The organism is Streptomyces asiaticus (assembly GCF_018138715.1).
Lineage (GTDB): Bacteria > Actinomycetota > Actinomycetes > Streptomycetales > Streptomycetaceae > Streptomyces > Streptomyces asiaticus.
This window is the reverse complement of the sequence record NZ_JAGSHX010000006.1, coordinates 4,299,042-4,314,484: the sequence shown is the minus strand read 5'-3', so window position 1 is coordinate 4,314,484 and position 15,443 is coordinate 4,299,042. Positions and strand designations below refer to the sequence as shown.

The 15,443-nt window shown below is 69.5% G+C and carries 14 protein-coding genes and 1 pseudogene; 6 read left to right on the top strand and 9 right to left on the bottom strand.

Annotated elements, in window-relative coordinates; all coding sequences use genetic code 11:
* Nucleotides 1-24: 24 nt before the first annotated feature.
* The 3 genes from KHP12_RS25515 to KHP12_RS25505 are packed head-to-tail and all read right to left on the bottom strand — an operon-like array spanning nt 25 to nt 3,555.
* Entirely contained in the window at nt 25-1,764 is a 1,740-nt protein-coding gene (locus KHP12_RS25515) for a glycosyltransferase family 39 protein (protein WP_244202746.1), read from the bottom strand.
* The gene (locus KHP12_RS25510) at nt 1,754-3,049 is read right to left on the bottom strand and encodes a glycosyltransferase (RefSeq protein WP_086881474.1); all 1,296 of its coding nucleotides are present in this window, start codon (nt 3,047-3,049) and stop codon (nt 1,754-1,756) included. Before KHP12_RS25510 ends, KHP12_RS25515 begins: the two co-directional genes overlap by 11 nt.
* A complete protein-coding gene (locus tag KHP12_RS25505) occupies nt 3,046-3,555 on the bottom strand; it encodes a GtrA family protein (protein WP_086881473.1) in 510 nt (169 codons plus the stop codon). Before KHP12_RS25505 ends, KHP12_RS25510 begins: the two co-directional genes overlap by 4 nt.
* Nucleotides 3,556-4,059: 504 nt before the next feature.
* Here KHP12_RS25505 and KHP12_RS25500 point away from each other — a divergent pair.
* From KHP12_RS25500 to KHP12_RS53445, 5 genes and pseudogenes are all read left to right on the top strand, one after another.
* Nucleotides 4,060-5,046: a S8 family serine peptidase gene (locus KHP12_RS25500; RefSeq protein WP_308016936.1), complete on the top strand. Its 987-nt coding sequence runs from the start codon at nt 4,060-4,062 to the stop codon at nt 5,044-5,046.
* Between the two features lie 18 nt (nt 5,047-5,064).
* Entirely contained in the window at nt 5,065-6,141 is a 1,077-nt protein-coding gene (locus KHP12_RS25495) for a glycoside hydrolase family 6 protein (protein WP_210609473.1), read from the top strand.
* A gap of 711 nt (nt 6,142-6,852) precedes the next feature.
* A complete protein-coding gene (locus KHP12_RS25490) occupies nt 6,853-7,200 on the top strand; it encodes a response regulator (protein ID WP_020870319.1) in 348 nt (115 codons plus the stop codon).
* Complete coding sequence (locus KHP12_RS25485) at nt 7,197-8,477, top strand: glycoside hydrolase family 5 protein (RefSeq protein ID WP_086883818.1); 1,281 nt, start codon at nt 7,197-7,199, stop codon at nt 8,475-8,477. Before KHP12_RS25490 ends, KHP12_RS25485 begins: the two co-directional genes overlap by 4 nt.
* Before the next feature lie 232 nt (nt 8,478-8,709).
* A pseudogene (locus KHP12_RS53445) lies at nt 8,710-9,117 on the top strand (signal peptidase II); the annotation flags it as partial.
* 145 nt (nt 9,118-9,262) lie between these two features.
* On the opposite strand, the gene KHP12_RS51295 reads toward KHP12_RS53445, so the two are convergent.
* The 6 genes from KHP12_RS51295 to KHP12_RS25450 form a co-directional block, all read right to left on the bottom strand.
* Complete coding sequence (locus tag KHP12_RS51295) at nt 9,263-9,757, bottom strand: zf-HC2 domain-containing protein (RefSeq protein ID WP_244203089.1); 495 nt, start codon at nt 9,755-9,757, stop codon at nt 9,263-9,265.
* Nucleotides 9,754-10,299 carry an RNA polymerase sigma factor gene (locus KHP12_RS25470; RefSeq protein ID WP_037955421.1) on the bottom strand — a complete coding sequence of 182 codons (546 nt, stop codon included), beginning with the start codon at nt 10,297-10,299 and terminating at the stop codon, nt 9,754-9,756. Before KHP12_RS25470 ends, KHP12_RS51295 begins: the two co-directional genes overlap by 4 nt.
* Nucleotides 10,300-10,432: 133 nt before the next feature.
* On the bottom strand, nt 10,433-11,245 hold the full coding sequence (locus KHP12_RS25465) for a zf-HC2 domain-containing protein (RefSeq protein ID WP_086883819.1): 813 nt from the start codon (nt 11,243-11,245) through the stop codon (nt 10,433-10,435).
* A complete protein-coding gene (locus tag KHP12_RS25460) occupies nt 11,242-11,838 on the bottom strand; it encodes a sigma-70 family RNA polymerase sigma factor (RefSeq protein ID WP_075200395.1) in 597 nt (198 codons plus the stop codon). The genes KHP12_RS25465 and KHP12_RS25460 overlap by 4 nt, the downstream gene beginning before the upstream one ends.
* Nucleotides 11,839-12,018: 180 nt before the next feature.
* On the bottom strand, nt 12,019-13,065 hold the full coding sequence (locus tag KHP12_RS25455) for a rod shape-determining protein (RefSeq protein ID WP_210609471.1): 1,047 nt from the start codon (nt 13,063-13,065) through the stop codon (nt 12,019-12,021).
* A gap of 133 nt (nt 13,066-13,198) precedes the next feature.
* Nucleotides 13,199-14,887, bottom strand: coding sequence for a bifunctional 3'-5' exonuclease/DNA polymerase (locus KHP12_RS25450; protein WP_086881163.1), 1,689 nt, complete (start codon nt 14,885-14,887; stop codon nt 13,199-13,201).
* 303 nt (nt 14,888-15,190) lie between these two features.
* Between KHP12_RS25450 and KHP12_RS25445 the strand changes: the two genes are divergently transcribed.
* Nucleotides 15,191-15,424 carry a DUF397 domain-containing protein gene (locus KHP12_RS25445; RefSeq protein WP_037955516.1) on the top strand — a complete coding sequence of 78 codons (234 nt, stop codon included), beginning with the start codon at nt 15,191-15,193 and terminating at the stop codon, nt 15,422-15,424.
* Nucleotides 15,425-15,443: the final 19 nt, after the last annotated feature.

Sequence of the window (15,443 nt, the reverse complement as noted above, 5' to 3'; positions counted from 1 at the left end):
GGCCTTCACCTCCTCTTCCCATGGCTACTGCACACGGTAGATTTCCAGCTTGATATTGCCCTCGGTTTCCGACCAGACGCGGGTGGAATTACGCAGCGCCTGGAGAATCCAGTTCTCCCGACCGTCGGCATTGTTGGTCATCATCGATTTGCGCATCTTGTTCGACATGATGATGTAGTCGACGTTCTGCCATTTCTTCCTGAAGAGCTTGTCGCGCACATCCGGGTCGGACGAGGCGTTCCAGTGGGAATGTGCGTACGGGTAGAACGGGCGCACATCGTGCAGCTCACCCCATAGGTCGTCGTCCATGATGATGCGTGAATTCGGCGGTACGTGCTTGCGCACCCAGGCGATCTGGGCATGCTGCATTCCGGTCAGGTTGATCTTGGACTGGTATTGGTCGGCGATCTGCGTACGGCCCTCGGTATTGGTGTGCACGAGATATCCGGAGGCCGGTGAGACCAGCAGCAGAACGGCGACGAACGACGGTACGGCGACCCGGGTCAGGGAATGCGCGCCGCGCATGAATCGATTGGCGAACGAGCCCTTGAGCAGCCGGTCGGTGATCATGCCGATGTTGAGCGCGAACATCGGGATCAGCGGGGTGACGTAGAAGTCCAGCACCACGCTGCCGCGCACCAGGTAGAAGGCGTATCCGAAGGCCAGCGTCCCGGCGATCAGAAAGCCCAGGTTGCGCCTGCGGTCCCGGGTGCCGATCCACAGGCACATCACCATCGCGCACACCCCGGCGATCAGCAGGTACTTGTCCCGGACCAGCCAGCTGGTCTGCAGCAGACCGGTGTGGCTGAAGAGGGTGCCCTGGCTGCGGTTGAGCTGCCACCACAGGGTGTAGAGCAGCGAGACATGGTCCGCGGGCGGATTGTTCAGGTCGAAGTCGAAACCGCTCGGCAGCAGCTCGTTCTTGAGCAGCGCGTAGGTCACATAGGCGCCGATCGGGGTGGCCGCGGCGAACGGCCAGAGGGTGCTGGTGAACCGGCTGCTGGCGGACCCCTTGACCCTTCGGTAGAGCAGGTACATGAAGCTGGGCACGAAGAAGATCGCGTTCTCCTTGGTGATCAGCGCGATCCCCAGGGCCAGTCCGCCGCCGAACACCGATCTGATCGTGACTTCCCGCCTGAGCAGCATGAAGAGGCTCAGCAGCAGCCAGAGCATCATCAGGTTGTCCAGCAGGACCTGCCGCTGGAAGTAGACCGCGATCGGCGAGACGTTGAAGAGGAACGAGGTGACGGTGGCGGCCAGCACACTGCCGGACAGCCGCCGGGCGATCTCGAACAGCAGATAGACGGCCGCGACATGCACCAGCAGCATCAGGAACCGTCCGGTGTTGATCGCGTTCCCGAAGGTCTCGAACTGCTTCGGCAGCGGGAAGACCCACCCGGCCAGGGTGATCCAGCCCAGCGGGGCGTGGTCGTAGTCGTAGGTGTACGGGGACAGACTGGTCTCCCGCACCAGCGACCAGGCCCGCTGCATGTAGATGCCCTCGTCGGTGAGGTAGAGGGGGTAGCGGAACAGGTGGTAGCCGTGGGTGAGCAGCCCGGTCAGCAGGGAGGCGACCAGGGCGATCCTGCCCTTGGGGCCCAGCGGCGGGAACCAGCCGCGCTCCACGGAGAACCGCGGGCGGCGGCGCGGACGCCGCGCGGGGGCCTCGGTGTTCTTGTCCGCGGCGGTGTTCTTGTCCGTCGCGGTGTTCCGGCCTTTCGCGTCGACGGCCGCCGGCCGCGAGGGCGTGGGGTTATCCGACACGCGACTCCGCCTCCTCGGTGGTGGTCCGGTGGGCGCCTACGTGCTGTGTCTTCTCCCAGTCGTGGCGGCCGAGCATCTCCCGCCGCATCGCCCGCAGCGCGGCGTACGCCAGCACCATCTGGAACGGGAACCAGGCGATGGCCATGCGCACGAGGGCCTTCGGCGAGGCCTCGAGGCCGTGGGCGCCGGTGAACTCGTACAGGCCGACCGCCTGGACCAGAAAGTGCGCGGCCAGCAGCAGAACGGGCAGATAGGAGCAGAGCGCGATCAGCACCGGCACCTTGAGGATCAGGATCATGCCGAGCGAGATCGGCAGATAGATGCCCAACAGCGCCTGCCCGCGCGGGAACACCAGGACGTAGAAGGCGAGCCAGCGCTGTTTGCGCGTCGGCATCTTCTTCCAGGTGCCCTTCTTCAGGGTCTGCATGAAGCCCTGGCTCCAGCGGGTGCGCTGGCGGATGAAGTGGCCGAGGGTCGGCGGGGTCTCCTCCTTGGTCACATACCGGTCGTCGTAGACGACGCGCACCCGCTCGCCCATGGCGGATATCCGCAGCCCCATGTCGGCGTCCTCGGTGAGGTTGCGGTCGTCCCAGCCACCGAGCCGCAGCAGCAGCTCACGGGCGAAGAAGACGGTGTTGCCGCCGAGCGGGATCGAGCCGTAGTGGGCGTGGTAGTGCAGCCGGCTCTTGAACCAGAAGAAGTACTCCAGGACGTTGAGCGTCGAGTACCAGTTGGACTCGTAGTTCATCAGCTGCACACCGGCCTGGACCACCTTGACCTTCTCCTGCACCATCACGGTGTTCACCAGGGAGAAGATCTCGGGGTGGATGTCGTCCTCCGCGTCGAAGATCGTCACCACTTGGTTGGCGGTGTGCGGAAGGGCGGTGTTGAGGCCGTGCGGCTTGTTGATCGGCTTGTCGTCGAACACCACGACCCGCACATTGTGCAGCCCTTTCCGCTTCAGGTCGTCGATCTTCTCCTCGGCCTTTTTGATCGTGCCGTCGTCGTCCTGTGAGCAGATCACGAAGACCTCCAGCAGTTCGGCCGGATAGTTGGCCCGCACCACGCGCTCGATGGTGCTCTGGATGACGTCTTCCTCATGCCGGGCGGGCAGCAGGACACTGAAGGAGATCTGGGGCGGCAGGAATTCATCCGGCGCCCGGGCCTTCCGTTCGGCATCCGCCCGGTCCCAGGTGTAGAGCATGAGATAGAGGACATGGGCCGACTGCACGGTGAGCAGGATCGAGACCACGATCAGCAGCAGGTAGATGATGGCGACAATCATCGGCTCCGCCTCCCCCAGACCCAGCCGGTACTCGACGCGAAGTTGACCGCGAATGCCGCCGCGATGCCGAGGCAATTCGCCAACAGCAGATGCATTCCGGTGCGCACCAGTGACCAGACGATGAGCACATTGACCCCGAGTCCGCCCAGGACCGAGACATTGAACTTGATGAATCGGCCGAGGGACGGAGTGGCCACCGCGAAGGTCCACCGGTCGTTCAGCAGGTAGTTGTGAACGACGGCGATTTCCACCGCTATCGACGACGCCACCAGCAGCGGCAGTCCGGCCCAGTGGTAGAGGACGAAGAGGACCACCGAGTTCACGACCACACCGCCCCCGCCGACCACCGCGAAACGCAGGGCCAGACCGGGCATGCCCGCCATCGGGTTCCGGACCTGGCGGACTCGGAACAGTATTCCGGCCCGCCTGCGGGCATGACGGTCGGTGCTGTCCGCCTCATCGCCCGGCTCTCCGGTGCGCTCGCTGAACGTTCGGAAACGCTGCATCGCGACTCCCTCGACAGGAGGCTCTTATCGCCGTTGACCCAAGAGTGCGTCACCCGAAAAAGAGGTAGTACCCGCGCCCGGGGGAGCGGGTGGTACACCTTCGGTGGACCACTCCTCTCCCCCGTATTGGGGAGAGCCGGGTCCGGGGTATCCGGACCGGTCCCCCAAAGAAGGGACGGCACGCTCACCCTCTCGCGGGTGCCAGTACCTGCGGGGGATGCCCAAAGATGAAATGGGCCGGACGGCCTTGCGCCCCGTGCGAGGAGAGTAGGTGACGTAATGTCAGGTCACGTGATGTCACGCCATCCATTCGCCGGCCGGGCCGGAGCGGTCATCGCCGTGATGACACTCGCACTGGCCACGCCGGCTGCGGCAAGTCATTCCGATTCCCGCAGACTGCACGATTCCCGCAGACTGCACGATTCCGGTGGGCTACATGATTCCGAATGGGCGCTGGCCGCGCTCAAGGCGGAGCGCGCCTGGAAATTCAGCAAAGGCGCCGGAGTGACCGTGGCGGTCATCGGCACCGGGGTCGACGCCTCCCATCCGGATCTGCGCGGCCGCGTGGTCCGCGGAAAGGATTTCGCGGGCGGCAGCGGCGGCTACGGCACCCGGGACGGCGGCAAGACGGCCGAGCAGTCCACCCATGCCGCCGGAATCATCGCCGGGACCGGCCGCAATTACCGCGGCGACGGGGTGTACGGGCTCGCGCCCAAGGCCAAGGTGATGCCGCTCGGCGTCTACCGCGACGGAAAACCCCTCGCCGACCCCACCGCGAAGGCCATCCGGCACGCGGTGGACCATGGCGTGCGCGTCATCGACCTGGCCGTCAGCTTCAAGCGGCCGACCCCCGCACTGCGGTCCGCGGTGAAGTACGCCGTCGACAAGGACGCCGTGATCGTGGCCGGCGCGGGCGACAACGGCAAGATCGGCAACCGGCCCACCTACCCGGCCGCCCTCCCCGGAGTGATCGCCGTGGTGGCCACCGACAAGAAGGGCGCCGTCTGGACCTCCTCCCACCACGGCGGGAAGACCCTCCTGGCCGCCCCCGGCGTCGCCATCCTCACCACCTCCGGCAACAACGACTACTGGACCGGCGACGGCACCGGCTTCGCGGCGCCCTGGGTCGCGGCGGGCGCCGCGCTGCTGCGCTCGGAGCACCCCCGCTGGAACGCCAACCAGGTGGTCCAGAAGCTGATCGACACCGCCGACCGCAAGGGCTCCTCGGGCCACGACCCGCGCTATGGGTACGGGGTGATCGCCCCGGCCAAGGCGCTGGCGGACCGGGCCGCGCCCCCCGCCTCCGCCGAGCTCTCCGCGCCCCGCCGCCATCCGTCGGCCACCCCGGACTCCGCCGGCCCCAAAACCGAGGGGGATGAATCCGCCCTGGTCACGATAGGTGTGGTGGCCGGAGTCCTGGTGGTGCTCGCGATCCTGGCGGTGGTGCTCATCAGCCGCCGCAGGCCGCCCGACAACTCCCACCACGGCTGAGGCCGGGCAGGACTCGCCATGATCACGAAACTGTGCTGCCGCGACCGCCGCCCCCGCCCTCCGGCGCGTGCCCGCACCTCCCGGTGGGCGGGGCGGGGCGTCGTCGCCCAGCTGATCGTGATGGTGCTGGTGGTCGAGGTGGTGATGGCGGCGACCACTGTGCAGGCCCTGTTCGTGGGCCCGGTGCGACCGCCCGCCACCAAGCCGTCGCTCCCCGTGGCCAAGCCGTTCTTCCCGGCCACGACCCGCTTCTACGTCGACCCCCACAACCCGGCCGCGACCTGGGTGCGGGGCCATCCGCACGACCGGCGGGCGACGACCATCGCCCGGCGGATCGCCGCCGAGCCCCAGGCCGCCTGGCTCACCGAGACCAATGAGTCCCTGATCGAGGAGCGGGCCCGCGACCTGGTCCGCACCGCCGCCGCCCAGCGACGGCTGCCGGTGCTGGTCCCCTACACCATCCCCCAGCGCGACTGCCAGCAGCTGAGCTCCGGCGGCGCCGGGGACACGGCCGCCTACCGGCGCTGGAGCGACGCCCTCACCCGGGGGATAGGGGACGGGCGCGCGATCGTCATCCTCGAACCGGACGCGCTGGCCCATATGAGCTGTCTCAAGCGGAGGCAGCAGGCGGATCGGTTCGCGGCGCTGGCGTACGCGGCGCGGGCGCTCCAGCGGGGCGCGCCCCGCGCCCGGGTGTACTACGACGCCGGGAACTCCGGATGGCAGCCCGCGCGGACCATGGCCGAGCGGCTGCGGCGCGCCGGTATAGAGCGGTACGGGGACGGGATAGCGGTCAACGTCTCCAACTTCAACGCCACCGCGGACGAGGTGCGCTACGGGCTGTCGGTGATCCGGGAGCTGCGCCGGCCCCGGCTGGGGGTTGTGGTGGACACCAGCCGTAACGGGGCGGGGCCCACGCGTAAGCACAGCTTCTGCGATCCGCCGGGCCGCAAGCTGGGCAGGCCCCCCACCGCGGCAACGGGCATCCCCGGGGTCGATGCCTTCCTGTGGGTCAAGCAGCCGGGTCAGGCGGACGGCTGCGCCGCCGGTGCGGGGATGTTCGTCCCCGGCTACGCATACCGGTTGACGCGCTGAGGCTCTTGACGCCTGCGGCGGGCTGTTCCCCTCCCCGCCCCTCCCCAAAATTGGGGCTCCGCCCCAGCCCCCGAACTGGGGCTCCGCCCCTGGCCCCGACCGGGGGCTCCGCCCCTGGCCCCGACCGGGGGGCTGCACTCCTGGTCCCGAAGCTGGGGCAGTGCCCCTGGTCCCGGAGGCTGGGGCTGCGCCCTTGGCCCCGAAGCTGGGGGTGCGCCCCTGGCCCCGGACGGGGGCTGCGCCCTTGGCCCCGAAGCTGGGGCTGTGCCCCTGGCCTCGGACGCTGGGGCTGCGCCCTCAGGCCCCCGACCGGGGGTTCGGCCCTGGACTCCGGGGTCCAGGGGCGGAGCCCCTGGTAACGGGAAGGGGACAGATCCGCCGGACACCCCGTAGGCGCCGGTCACTCCGTGACCGGCGCCTTTTGCATGCCCTGAGGGCTTCCTGCGCGGTCCCGGGGCGGTCCCGGAGCGCTGCCTGAGCCCTCCAGATCAGCCTCTGAGCACCCCGAACCACCCACCAAAGCGGACATAACCCACATAAATCGGCCGAATTCCTCTACCTCAACTGAGGTAGGCGGAATTCGGCCGTTTGGCGTGCCCGGAATTCCCGCAATTGAGGTACGCAGATTTCAGCCAGGCGTACGGCGATTCCGACCGCGGTCACTCCCTAATGTCGAGAAGCGAAAGGACAAGCCCGAAGGAGCTCCAATCGATGCACAGAGTTCTCGTCGTGGAGCACCACCCATTGGTGTTGAGTGCTCTCGCCGATCTCGTTGTCGAGGAGCCCGGACTGGAGCTATCCGGAATTGCAGGTTCGGCTCGGGAGGCAATTTCTCTGGCCAACCACATGCAGCCGGATGTGGTGCTGATCGACGTGGATGAGCCCAGCTGGCAAGCGCAGCGGTTGGTCCGCCTGATCGGCGAACTCCTACCGTCCGCGCGGATTGTCCGGCTGACCGCAGTCTCCGACCCGCAGATGGAATGTCTGGAATCTCCGACGAACAACCCCAGCGTCCTGAAAACCGCAGTACCCGATTTGCTCAGGAGCATCTCCGAATGAATTCCCCCATGGACCAGAACAACGCCCCGACCACCGAGACCAAGCGTGCGCCGCGCTCGCAGCGTCTCCGCTTCGGTATCGCCGCGGCCGTCGTCGCTGCTGCTGCCGTGGGTGGCACAGTCACCGCTTTCGCGGTGAACAACAACTCCGATGGCCAGTCGGCCACCACCACCACTACCACCTCCGCCGCCAAGGCTTCCGGTGCGGGTGCTGAGGGTCCCCTGTCCACCAAGAAGGGCGACATCGTCGACTCCGACGGTAAGAAGGTCGTCCTGACCGGTGTGAACTGGTTCGGCTTCGAGACCGGCACCTACGCGCCGCACGGCCTGTGGACCCGTAGCTGGGAGTCCATGCTGGACCAGATGGCCAAGCAGGGCTTCAATACGATGCGTCTGCCGTACGCGAACGACATGTTCAAGTCGTCCGCCAAGCCCGACGGCATCGACTACCACAAGAACCCCGATCTGAAGGGCCTCACCCCCCAGCAGATCATGGACAAGATCGTCAAGGGTGCCACCGACCGTGGTATCCGGGTGATCCTGGACCAGCACCGTCCGGACCAGTACGGCCAGAGCGAGCTGTGGCACTCCCAGAGCCTCTCCGAGAAGCAGTGGATGGACGACTGGGTCAAGCTGGCCAAGCGCTACAAGAACAACGACCGGGTGATCGGCGCCGACCTGCACAATGAGCCGCGTGGCCAGGCCACGTGGGGCGACGGCAACCCGAAGACCGACTGGCAGCTGGCGGCCACCAAGGCCGGTAACGCGATCCACAAGGTCAACAAGAACTGGCTGATCTTCGTCGAGGGTACGGACCGCCACAAGAACGAGCAGTTCTGGTGGGGCGGTGACCTCCAGGGTGTGAAGAAGCACCCGGTGAAGCTCAATGAGCCGAACAAGGTCGTCTACTCGGCCCACGACTACGGTCCGGGCGTCTACAACCAGAACTGGTTCATGGCGAAGGACTTCCCGAAGAACATGCCGGCCATCTGGGAGAAGCACTGGGCGTACATCAAGAAGCAGAACATCGCCCCGCTGCTGCTCGGTGAGTTCGGTGGTAAGAAGACCGCCGGTAAGAGCTCCGAGGCCGTCTGGCAGAACGCCCTGATGGACTACCTCAAGAAGCACCAGATCAGCTACACCTACTGGACCTGGAACCCGGACTCGGGTGACACCGGCGGTGTGCTGAAGAACGACTGGAAGACGATCGACAAGAACAAGATGAAGATGCTGGCCAAGTACCAGACGCCGCTCCTGGAGGCGAAGAAGGGGAAGTAAGTCGGAGTAACCCCTTCGGTACACCGCCGATGACCACATAGCTGATCACGGCGTTGGCAAGCAGCGAGGGCCCGCAGGCAGTGCAGCCTGCGGGCCCTCGTCTTTTCTCCCCTGGTGCTCGTTTGCTCCGGATTCGTTCCGCCGGAAGGGAAGCGGGGCGGCCGCCCGGCGGGTTTCCTTCCCGGGCCGCGGACCGCGCCCGCGGACCGGCCCCCCACCCCCAGGGAGGCCGATGATGAAGCCCCACCCGGCGACCGGCCGGCTGCTCTTCCCCCTGGTCGCGCTCGCCGTGATCCTGGCCGATCAGCTGAGCAAGGCGATGGCGCTGGCCGCCTGGAGCGGCACCGCGGGGCCGCAGGCCCGGTTCGGGCCGTTCTGCGCGCTGCTGGTGCGCAACACCGGGGTGGCCTTCGGCCTGGGCCAGAGCCGGCCCGCGCTGATCGTGGTGATCACGCTCACGGGCGCGGTGGCCACGCTGGGCGCGGCCGGTGCCGGGCTGCGGGTCCGCGGCCGGGGCGCGGCACTGGGCCTGGGGCTGATCGCCGGGGGAGCGCTGGGCAACGGCGCCGACCGGATGATCCGGTCGCCGGGCCCGCTGCGCGGCGCCGTCATCGACTGGATCACGCTGGACGCCCGCGGGCCGGTCTTCAACCTCGCCGATGTGGCACTGATCAGCGGAACCCTGCTCACCGCGGCCCTGCTGCTGCGCAGACCCTCGCGCGAGCGCGAACGGACCGCCCGCCCGGGCACGAGCGGCCCGGGCGCGGGGCTTGATCCGCTGGCCGTCAGCCTCCCGCCTTGTGCACCGCGCCCTGATCGGCGTCCAGATCCGCCCCCGGCGCCGTTCCGGGAACCGTCTCCGTCTCCATCGCCTCGGCCGGCCTCGCCTCGTTCGGGCGCGTCTCGTTCGGCATCGCCTCCGGCGGCACCGTCTCCGTCCCCGGGATCGGCTCCTGCGGCGCCTCCTCCGTCCCCGGCTCCCGGCTCTCCCGCTCCGCGAGGGACTCCGCGAAGTCCCTGAGCCGGTCCAGCACCGCCTCGTCGATCGTCGCGCGGGCGGCCAGCGCCTCGCTGATCCGCTGGTAGACGGCGAGCTCCCGGGCGCAGCGGTGGCACTCGGCCACATGGGCGCGCACCCGGGCCGCGGCCGGGGCGTCCAGCTCCCCGTCCAGATACGACTGGAGCATCGGCGCGCCCAGGGGACATCGTGTGGTCCGGAGCCGTCCGGTGGTCTGCGTGGTCCCCGTGGTGCGCGTCCGCCACCATGTCCATCTGCTCATGCGCCACCTCGCTCCGATTCCACTCCCGCGGCCAGCAGCTGGTTCCGGATCCGCTTGCGCGCCCGGTGCAGCCTGCTCATCACCGTCCCCTTGGGGACGTCCAGCACCTGTGCGGCCTCCGCGTACGACAGTCCGTCCACATGCACCAGCCGCACCACCTGCTGGTCCCGCAGCGGAAGCGCCGTGAACGCGGCGTCCACGGCCTCGTCGAACGTCGTGTCCACCACCAGCTCCTCCGGCGTCGCGTCCCGGGCCGGGACCAGCCGCTCCAGCTCCGTGTCCGGATCGTCGAGCAGTCGGGGCCGGCGCTGGCGGCGCCGGCTGACCTCCGCATGCCGCATGATCGTCAGCAGCCAGGCCCGTGGATGTCTCCCGTCAAAACGGCCGACTGCCCGGTACGCCCGTAGTAACGTGTCCTGCACGAGATCCTCGGCGTCGGCTCGCTGGGTGGTCAGTGACATGGCCACGCGCAGCAACACCTCGACCTCGGGCAGCACATACTGAGCAAACATGCGCTGCTGATGGGCGTCCGGGTCAGCCACGGGGTGCCTCCTCGGATCCGGACCCCCCGGGGACGCGAAGCACGACATATCACACTCTGTGTAACATCTCGCTCACCACGCCGCATGGGTTGATCGGCGATCCGAGTGGCAGGCCGGACGTCTCGGTGGCAGGTCAGACGTTCAGGGAGACCAGGCGCTTGCCGTCGGTCGTACGGACCTCGAAGCGTTCGATGTCGGAGCGCTTCATGCCCGCGCCGCCGTGCGCCCACAGCGGACCTCTCGCCTCCGCCCTGGGGCTGTCCTCGATCCCGTAGCCCCACGCGGGCACGGACCAGGTCATCATCGTCTGCTCATGGCCGTCCTTGGAGACCGCGATGAGGCTACAGTCCAGGGGGCCCTTGAGGTTCTTCAGCCGGAGGACGGCGTCGGTGCCCCACATCTTGTCCTCCAGCGCGACCGCCGCGTTCACCTTGCTGTCCGGGTCGGTGCCCTGCACCTTGTCGGGCATTCCGGCGAAGAGGTCGCTCTCGCTGGGGGCGGCCGTGACGGAGCTGTCCGAGCCGCCGGAGGTGACCGCGATGGTGCCCACCGGGCCGCCGACGATCAGTACGGCCGCCGCCGCGACCAGGTACAGACCGCGCCGCCGCCGCTTGGCGCGGGACGCGGCGACCTCGCCGACCATCCGGTTGAACAGGGCCGGACCGGGGCGCGCGGTGAGGGTCTCGATGGCGTTGGGAGTGGCGCTGAAGGCATGCGGAGTGTGGCCCGTGAGCTGGGTCCGCCCGGGGCTGCCGTGGATCCCGGGGACGTCGGTGGCCAGATCGGCCAGCAGGGGTTCCAGTCCGGTCAGCTCGTCCAGTTGCCGTCCGCACTGGTCGCAGCCGGCCAGATGCTCCTCGAAATAGGTGGCGTCCGCCTCGTCGAGCACGCCGAGCACATACGCGCCAACGGCGTCATGTCCCGGATGGTGCGTCTGCGCTGTCATGCCGTTACTCCTCTCTCCTCGAGCGCGAGCTTCATCGAGCGCAGCGCGTAGAAAACCCGGGACCGTACCGTCCCGCTGGGTATGCCGAGGGTCTGGGCCGCCTCGTTGACGGTCCGCCCCTTGAAGTAGGTCTCGACCAGCACCTCGCGGTGGGCGTCGCTGAGGTCCTGCATGGCGTCGGTCAGGGTCATGAGCCGCAGTGCACGGTCGATCTCGTCCTCCGCGGGCATGAGTTCCAACGGGGAGGGGTCGACCTCCTGCGGCCGGGCCTGCCGGCTGCGGTGTCCGTCGATCACGATCCGCCGGGCGACGGTGACCAGCCAGGGCCGGATGGAGCCGGTGGCCCGGGACAGCTGGTCGGCGTTCCGCCAGGCGCGCACCAGGGTCTCCTGGACGACGTCCTCCGCGCGGTGCCGGTCGCCCGCGACCAGTCGCAGTACGAACGCGAGCAACGGCCCGGCGTGCTCCTGGTAGAGCGCGCGCATGAGTTGCTCGTCCGGCGTACCACGCCTGGATCTTGACGGACGCTCATCGGCCACGGCGGCGTCGTCGTGCACCTGAACCTCCAGGACCTGACCTGAGTTGGACAACATCAACGGACGACTCCCGGTCTGAGCCCCGGGGGGGATCGGCGGCCATGTCGGCCTCTTCCCCCTTCACTACGCATGGGGGGAGGCAGCCGCTCAACGCGTCACGAAGAATTTCCGATCAGGGGTCAGGGGGCAGGGGTCAGGGGCGGGTGTCAGGGGTCAGGGGCCGGCGGCCAGGGGCGGTCAGGAGACCATCGCGTCCAGCAGCAGGGGCTGCACCTTGCCGTCGAGCATCGCGCCGAGCCCCTCGACCGCGCAGACGTCGGGGTGGTCGGCGATGTTCAGCGGCATGCCGGTGGCCTCGCGCAGCATCGTGTCGAACCCGGGCAGCACCGCGCTGCCGCCCGCCAGCATGATGCCGCGGTCGGCGAGGTCGGCCACCAGATCGGGCGGACAGCGGCGCAGCACCGTGCCGATGGCGTCCAGCACCCCGGTGAGCGGGGTGAGGATGGCGGTCCGCACGCCCTCGACATCGATCCGTACGGTCCGGGCGAGCCCGGTGGCCACGTCCCGGCCGTGCACCTCGGTGCTCTCCACGGCCGGGGCGCCGTCCGCGCCGCCCGCGCTGTCCTTGACGATCAGATGCAGCGGGCGGACGGCCTGGCTGGGCAGCATCAGCGCGTGCTCGTTGCGCAGATGCTGGACGACGGCGTGGTCCACGGTCTCGCCGCCCACCGGCACCCGCTCGGCGGCCACGATCGAGCCCAGCGACAGGACCGCGACCTGGGTGGTGGCCGCGCCGCACACCACGATCATCGTCGCCTCGGGCCGTTCCACCGGAAGACCGCAGCCCACGGCGGCGGCGATCAGGGTGTCCACCAGCTCGACCCGCTTGGCGCCGATCCCGGTGAGCGTCTCCACGGCGGCGCGCTGGGCGAGCGGGTCGGCGTCGTGCTGCACGCAGACGGCGGCGCTCACCAGCGGGCGGCGCCGCCAGGCGCGCCGCAGCTTGTTGCCCAGCAGCAGCCGCAGCATCCGCTGGGCCATCTCGATGTCCACGACGGTGCCGTTGGAGACCGGCCGGACCACCCGGATGTGCGCGGGCGTCCGCCCGGTCATCCGCTGCGCCAGCGTGCCGACCGCGATCAGCCCGCCGGTGTGGGTGTTCACGGCGGCCACGGTCGGCTCGTCGACGACGAGCCCGGTGCGCCTGAGGTAGACGCGCGTCCTGGCCGCGCCGAGGTCGACGGCGATGGAGCAGCGGCGCAGTGCCTCGAGGCTGATGGTCATGGCAGCTCTCCCCTGTGGGCGGTGTGGCGGGCCGCCGCCCGGCGGCCCTCCGCTCTCATCGTGTGGGGACGATCAGGCCCGCTGCCCGTGGGGCTGCGCCGGTCGGGGGAGGCGGCCACCACTTCCGGGCCGCCTACTTCGCGTCCGCGTAGCACTCCACCGCCGCCATGGTGAAGGGGAACCGCACCGGGGTCGGTCCGAAGGCGATCCGGCCGGCCGTCCCGCCCGCCTCGGCGATCGCCTCCCGGACCGCGTCGGCCTCGTCCTCCGGGCAGTGCACGATCACCTCGTCGTGCTGGAAGAAGACGATCTCCGCGCGCAGCCCCGCCCCGGTCAGCGACCGCCGCAGCGCGGCGAGCATCAGCAGGGCCCAGTCGGCGGCGCTGCCCTGCACCACGAAGTTCCGGGTGAAGCGGCCCCGGGCGCGGGCGCTCGCCGTGCTGCCGTACGACGGCTCCTCCTGGTCCCGCGGCAGCCCCGCCTCGTCGGCCGTCTCCTCGGCGGCGCCGCCCGCGGGCGGGCAGGTGCGGCCCAGCCAGGTGCGCACCAGCCGGCCCTCCTCGCCCGCGCGGGCCGCCTCGTCCACATACGCCACCGCCGCCGGGAAGCGCCGCCGCAGAGCCGCGAGATGCTTCAGGCCGTCGCCCGAGGTCTGGCCGTAGACCGCGCCCAGCAGTGCCAGCTTGGCCTGGTCGCGCTGACCCGAGAAGGCGCGGTCGGACAGCGTCGCGTACAGGTCCCGGCCGCTGCCCGCGACCTCCATCAGCCCGGGGTCTCGGGAGATCGCGGCGAGCACCCGGGGCTCCATCTGGTCGGCGTCGGCCACCACCAGCCGCCATCCCGGGTCGGCCACCACCGCGCGCCGCACCACCTTGGGGATCTGGAGCGCCCCGCCGCCGTTGGTGGTCCAGCGGCCGGAGACGGTGCCGCCGGGCAGGTACTCGGGGCGGAAGCGGCCCTCGCGCACCCAGGATTGGAGCCAGGCCCAGCCATGGGCGGTGTGCAGCCGGTAGAGCTTCTTGTAGCGCAGCAGCGGCTCCACGGCGGGGTGGTCGATCCGCTCCAGCTCCCAGGCGCGGGTCGAGCCGAGGGCGATGCCCGCGCGGGCGAACGCCTTGACGACCTCGGCGGGCAGATCGGGCCGCACCCGGGTGCCGAAGGCGCGCGAGACCTCGTCGGCCAGCTCGGCCAGGCGCCGCGGCTCAAGGCCGCCCGGATAGCGCTCGCCGAGCAGCTCGTCCAGCAGCTCCCGGTGGCGGTCGGCGCGCCAGGGCACCCCGGCGCGCCGCATCTCGGCGGCGATCAGCATCCCGGCCGACTCGGCGGTGGTCAGCAGCCGCATCCGGTCCGGGTGCTCGGCCGCGTCCGTACGGACCAGCTGGTCCGCGTACACCTCGAGCAGCGCGTCCAGCGGATCGGTGCCCGGCGGCAGCGGCGGCGGACCGGGCTCGAACAGCGACGGCTGGCCCCCGGCCGCCCGGGGCGGCGGATCCTCGGGGACGGGCAGCCCGCGCAGCCGAGCCCGGGCGGCGGCGAGCGAACGCGGTGCGCCCGAGCGCCCCTCATGGCCGAGGAGCAGCGCCTCGGCCGCCTCGATGTCATAGGCCCGCTCGACCCGGACCCCGGCGGCCAGCAGCCGTGGATAGACCTCGGCGGTGGACCGCCACACCCACCGGTCGGCCTCGGGGCGGGACCGCACGGCCTCGGCGATCCCGCCCTGCTCCGCCGTGACCTCGACGACCGGTCCGGCGGCCTTGCCCTGGGGGTCGAGCGGGCAGAGACGAACACCCCCGTGGTCCGTCTCCGCCGCCGCCCATCTCATGCCCGGGATTCTGGCAGGGGGGTGTGACAACGCTCCGAGGACGAGGCCGGCTCAACCCGGAGGGGGACCCGGACGTCATTCATGACGACTGCTCTTCTTCACTCCGGGCAGAAGATCCCGGGTGTCGGGTGATCATGCCGTTGCACATGGTGCACGTGCATTTGCTTGTGCATCTACCTGCGCATACGCAGATGCATTTGCCCATGCATTCGCAAAGGAACGGAGCTATGATCCCGGACAGTTGACAGCTGCACGCATGCACGAACGTGGAGAAGCCCTGTGCGCGACCACCCCTACAACGGCATGGCGGCCGCGGACCTCCGGGGAGTCGTCTGGCAGAAGAGCAGACACAGCAACTCCCAGGGGTCGTGTGTCGAGTTCGCCAAGCTGCCCGGTGGGGACGTGGCCGTCCGCAACTCCCGGTTTCCGGACGGACCGGCGCTGATCTACACCCCGGCCGAGGTCGAGGCGATGCTGCTCGGGGTCAAGGACGGCGAGTTCGACCATCTGGCGCACGATCCGGCAGGTCTGGGCTGATCGCCGCGGACGCGCGACA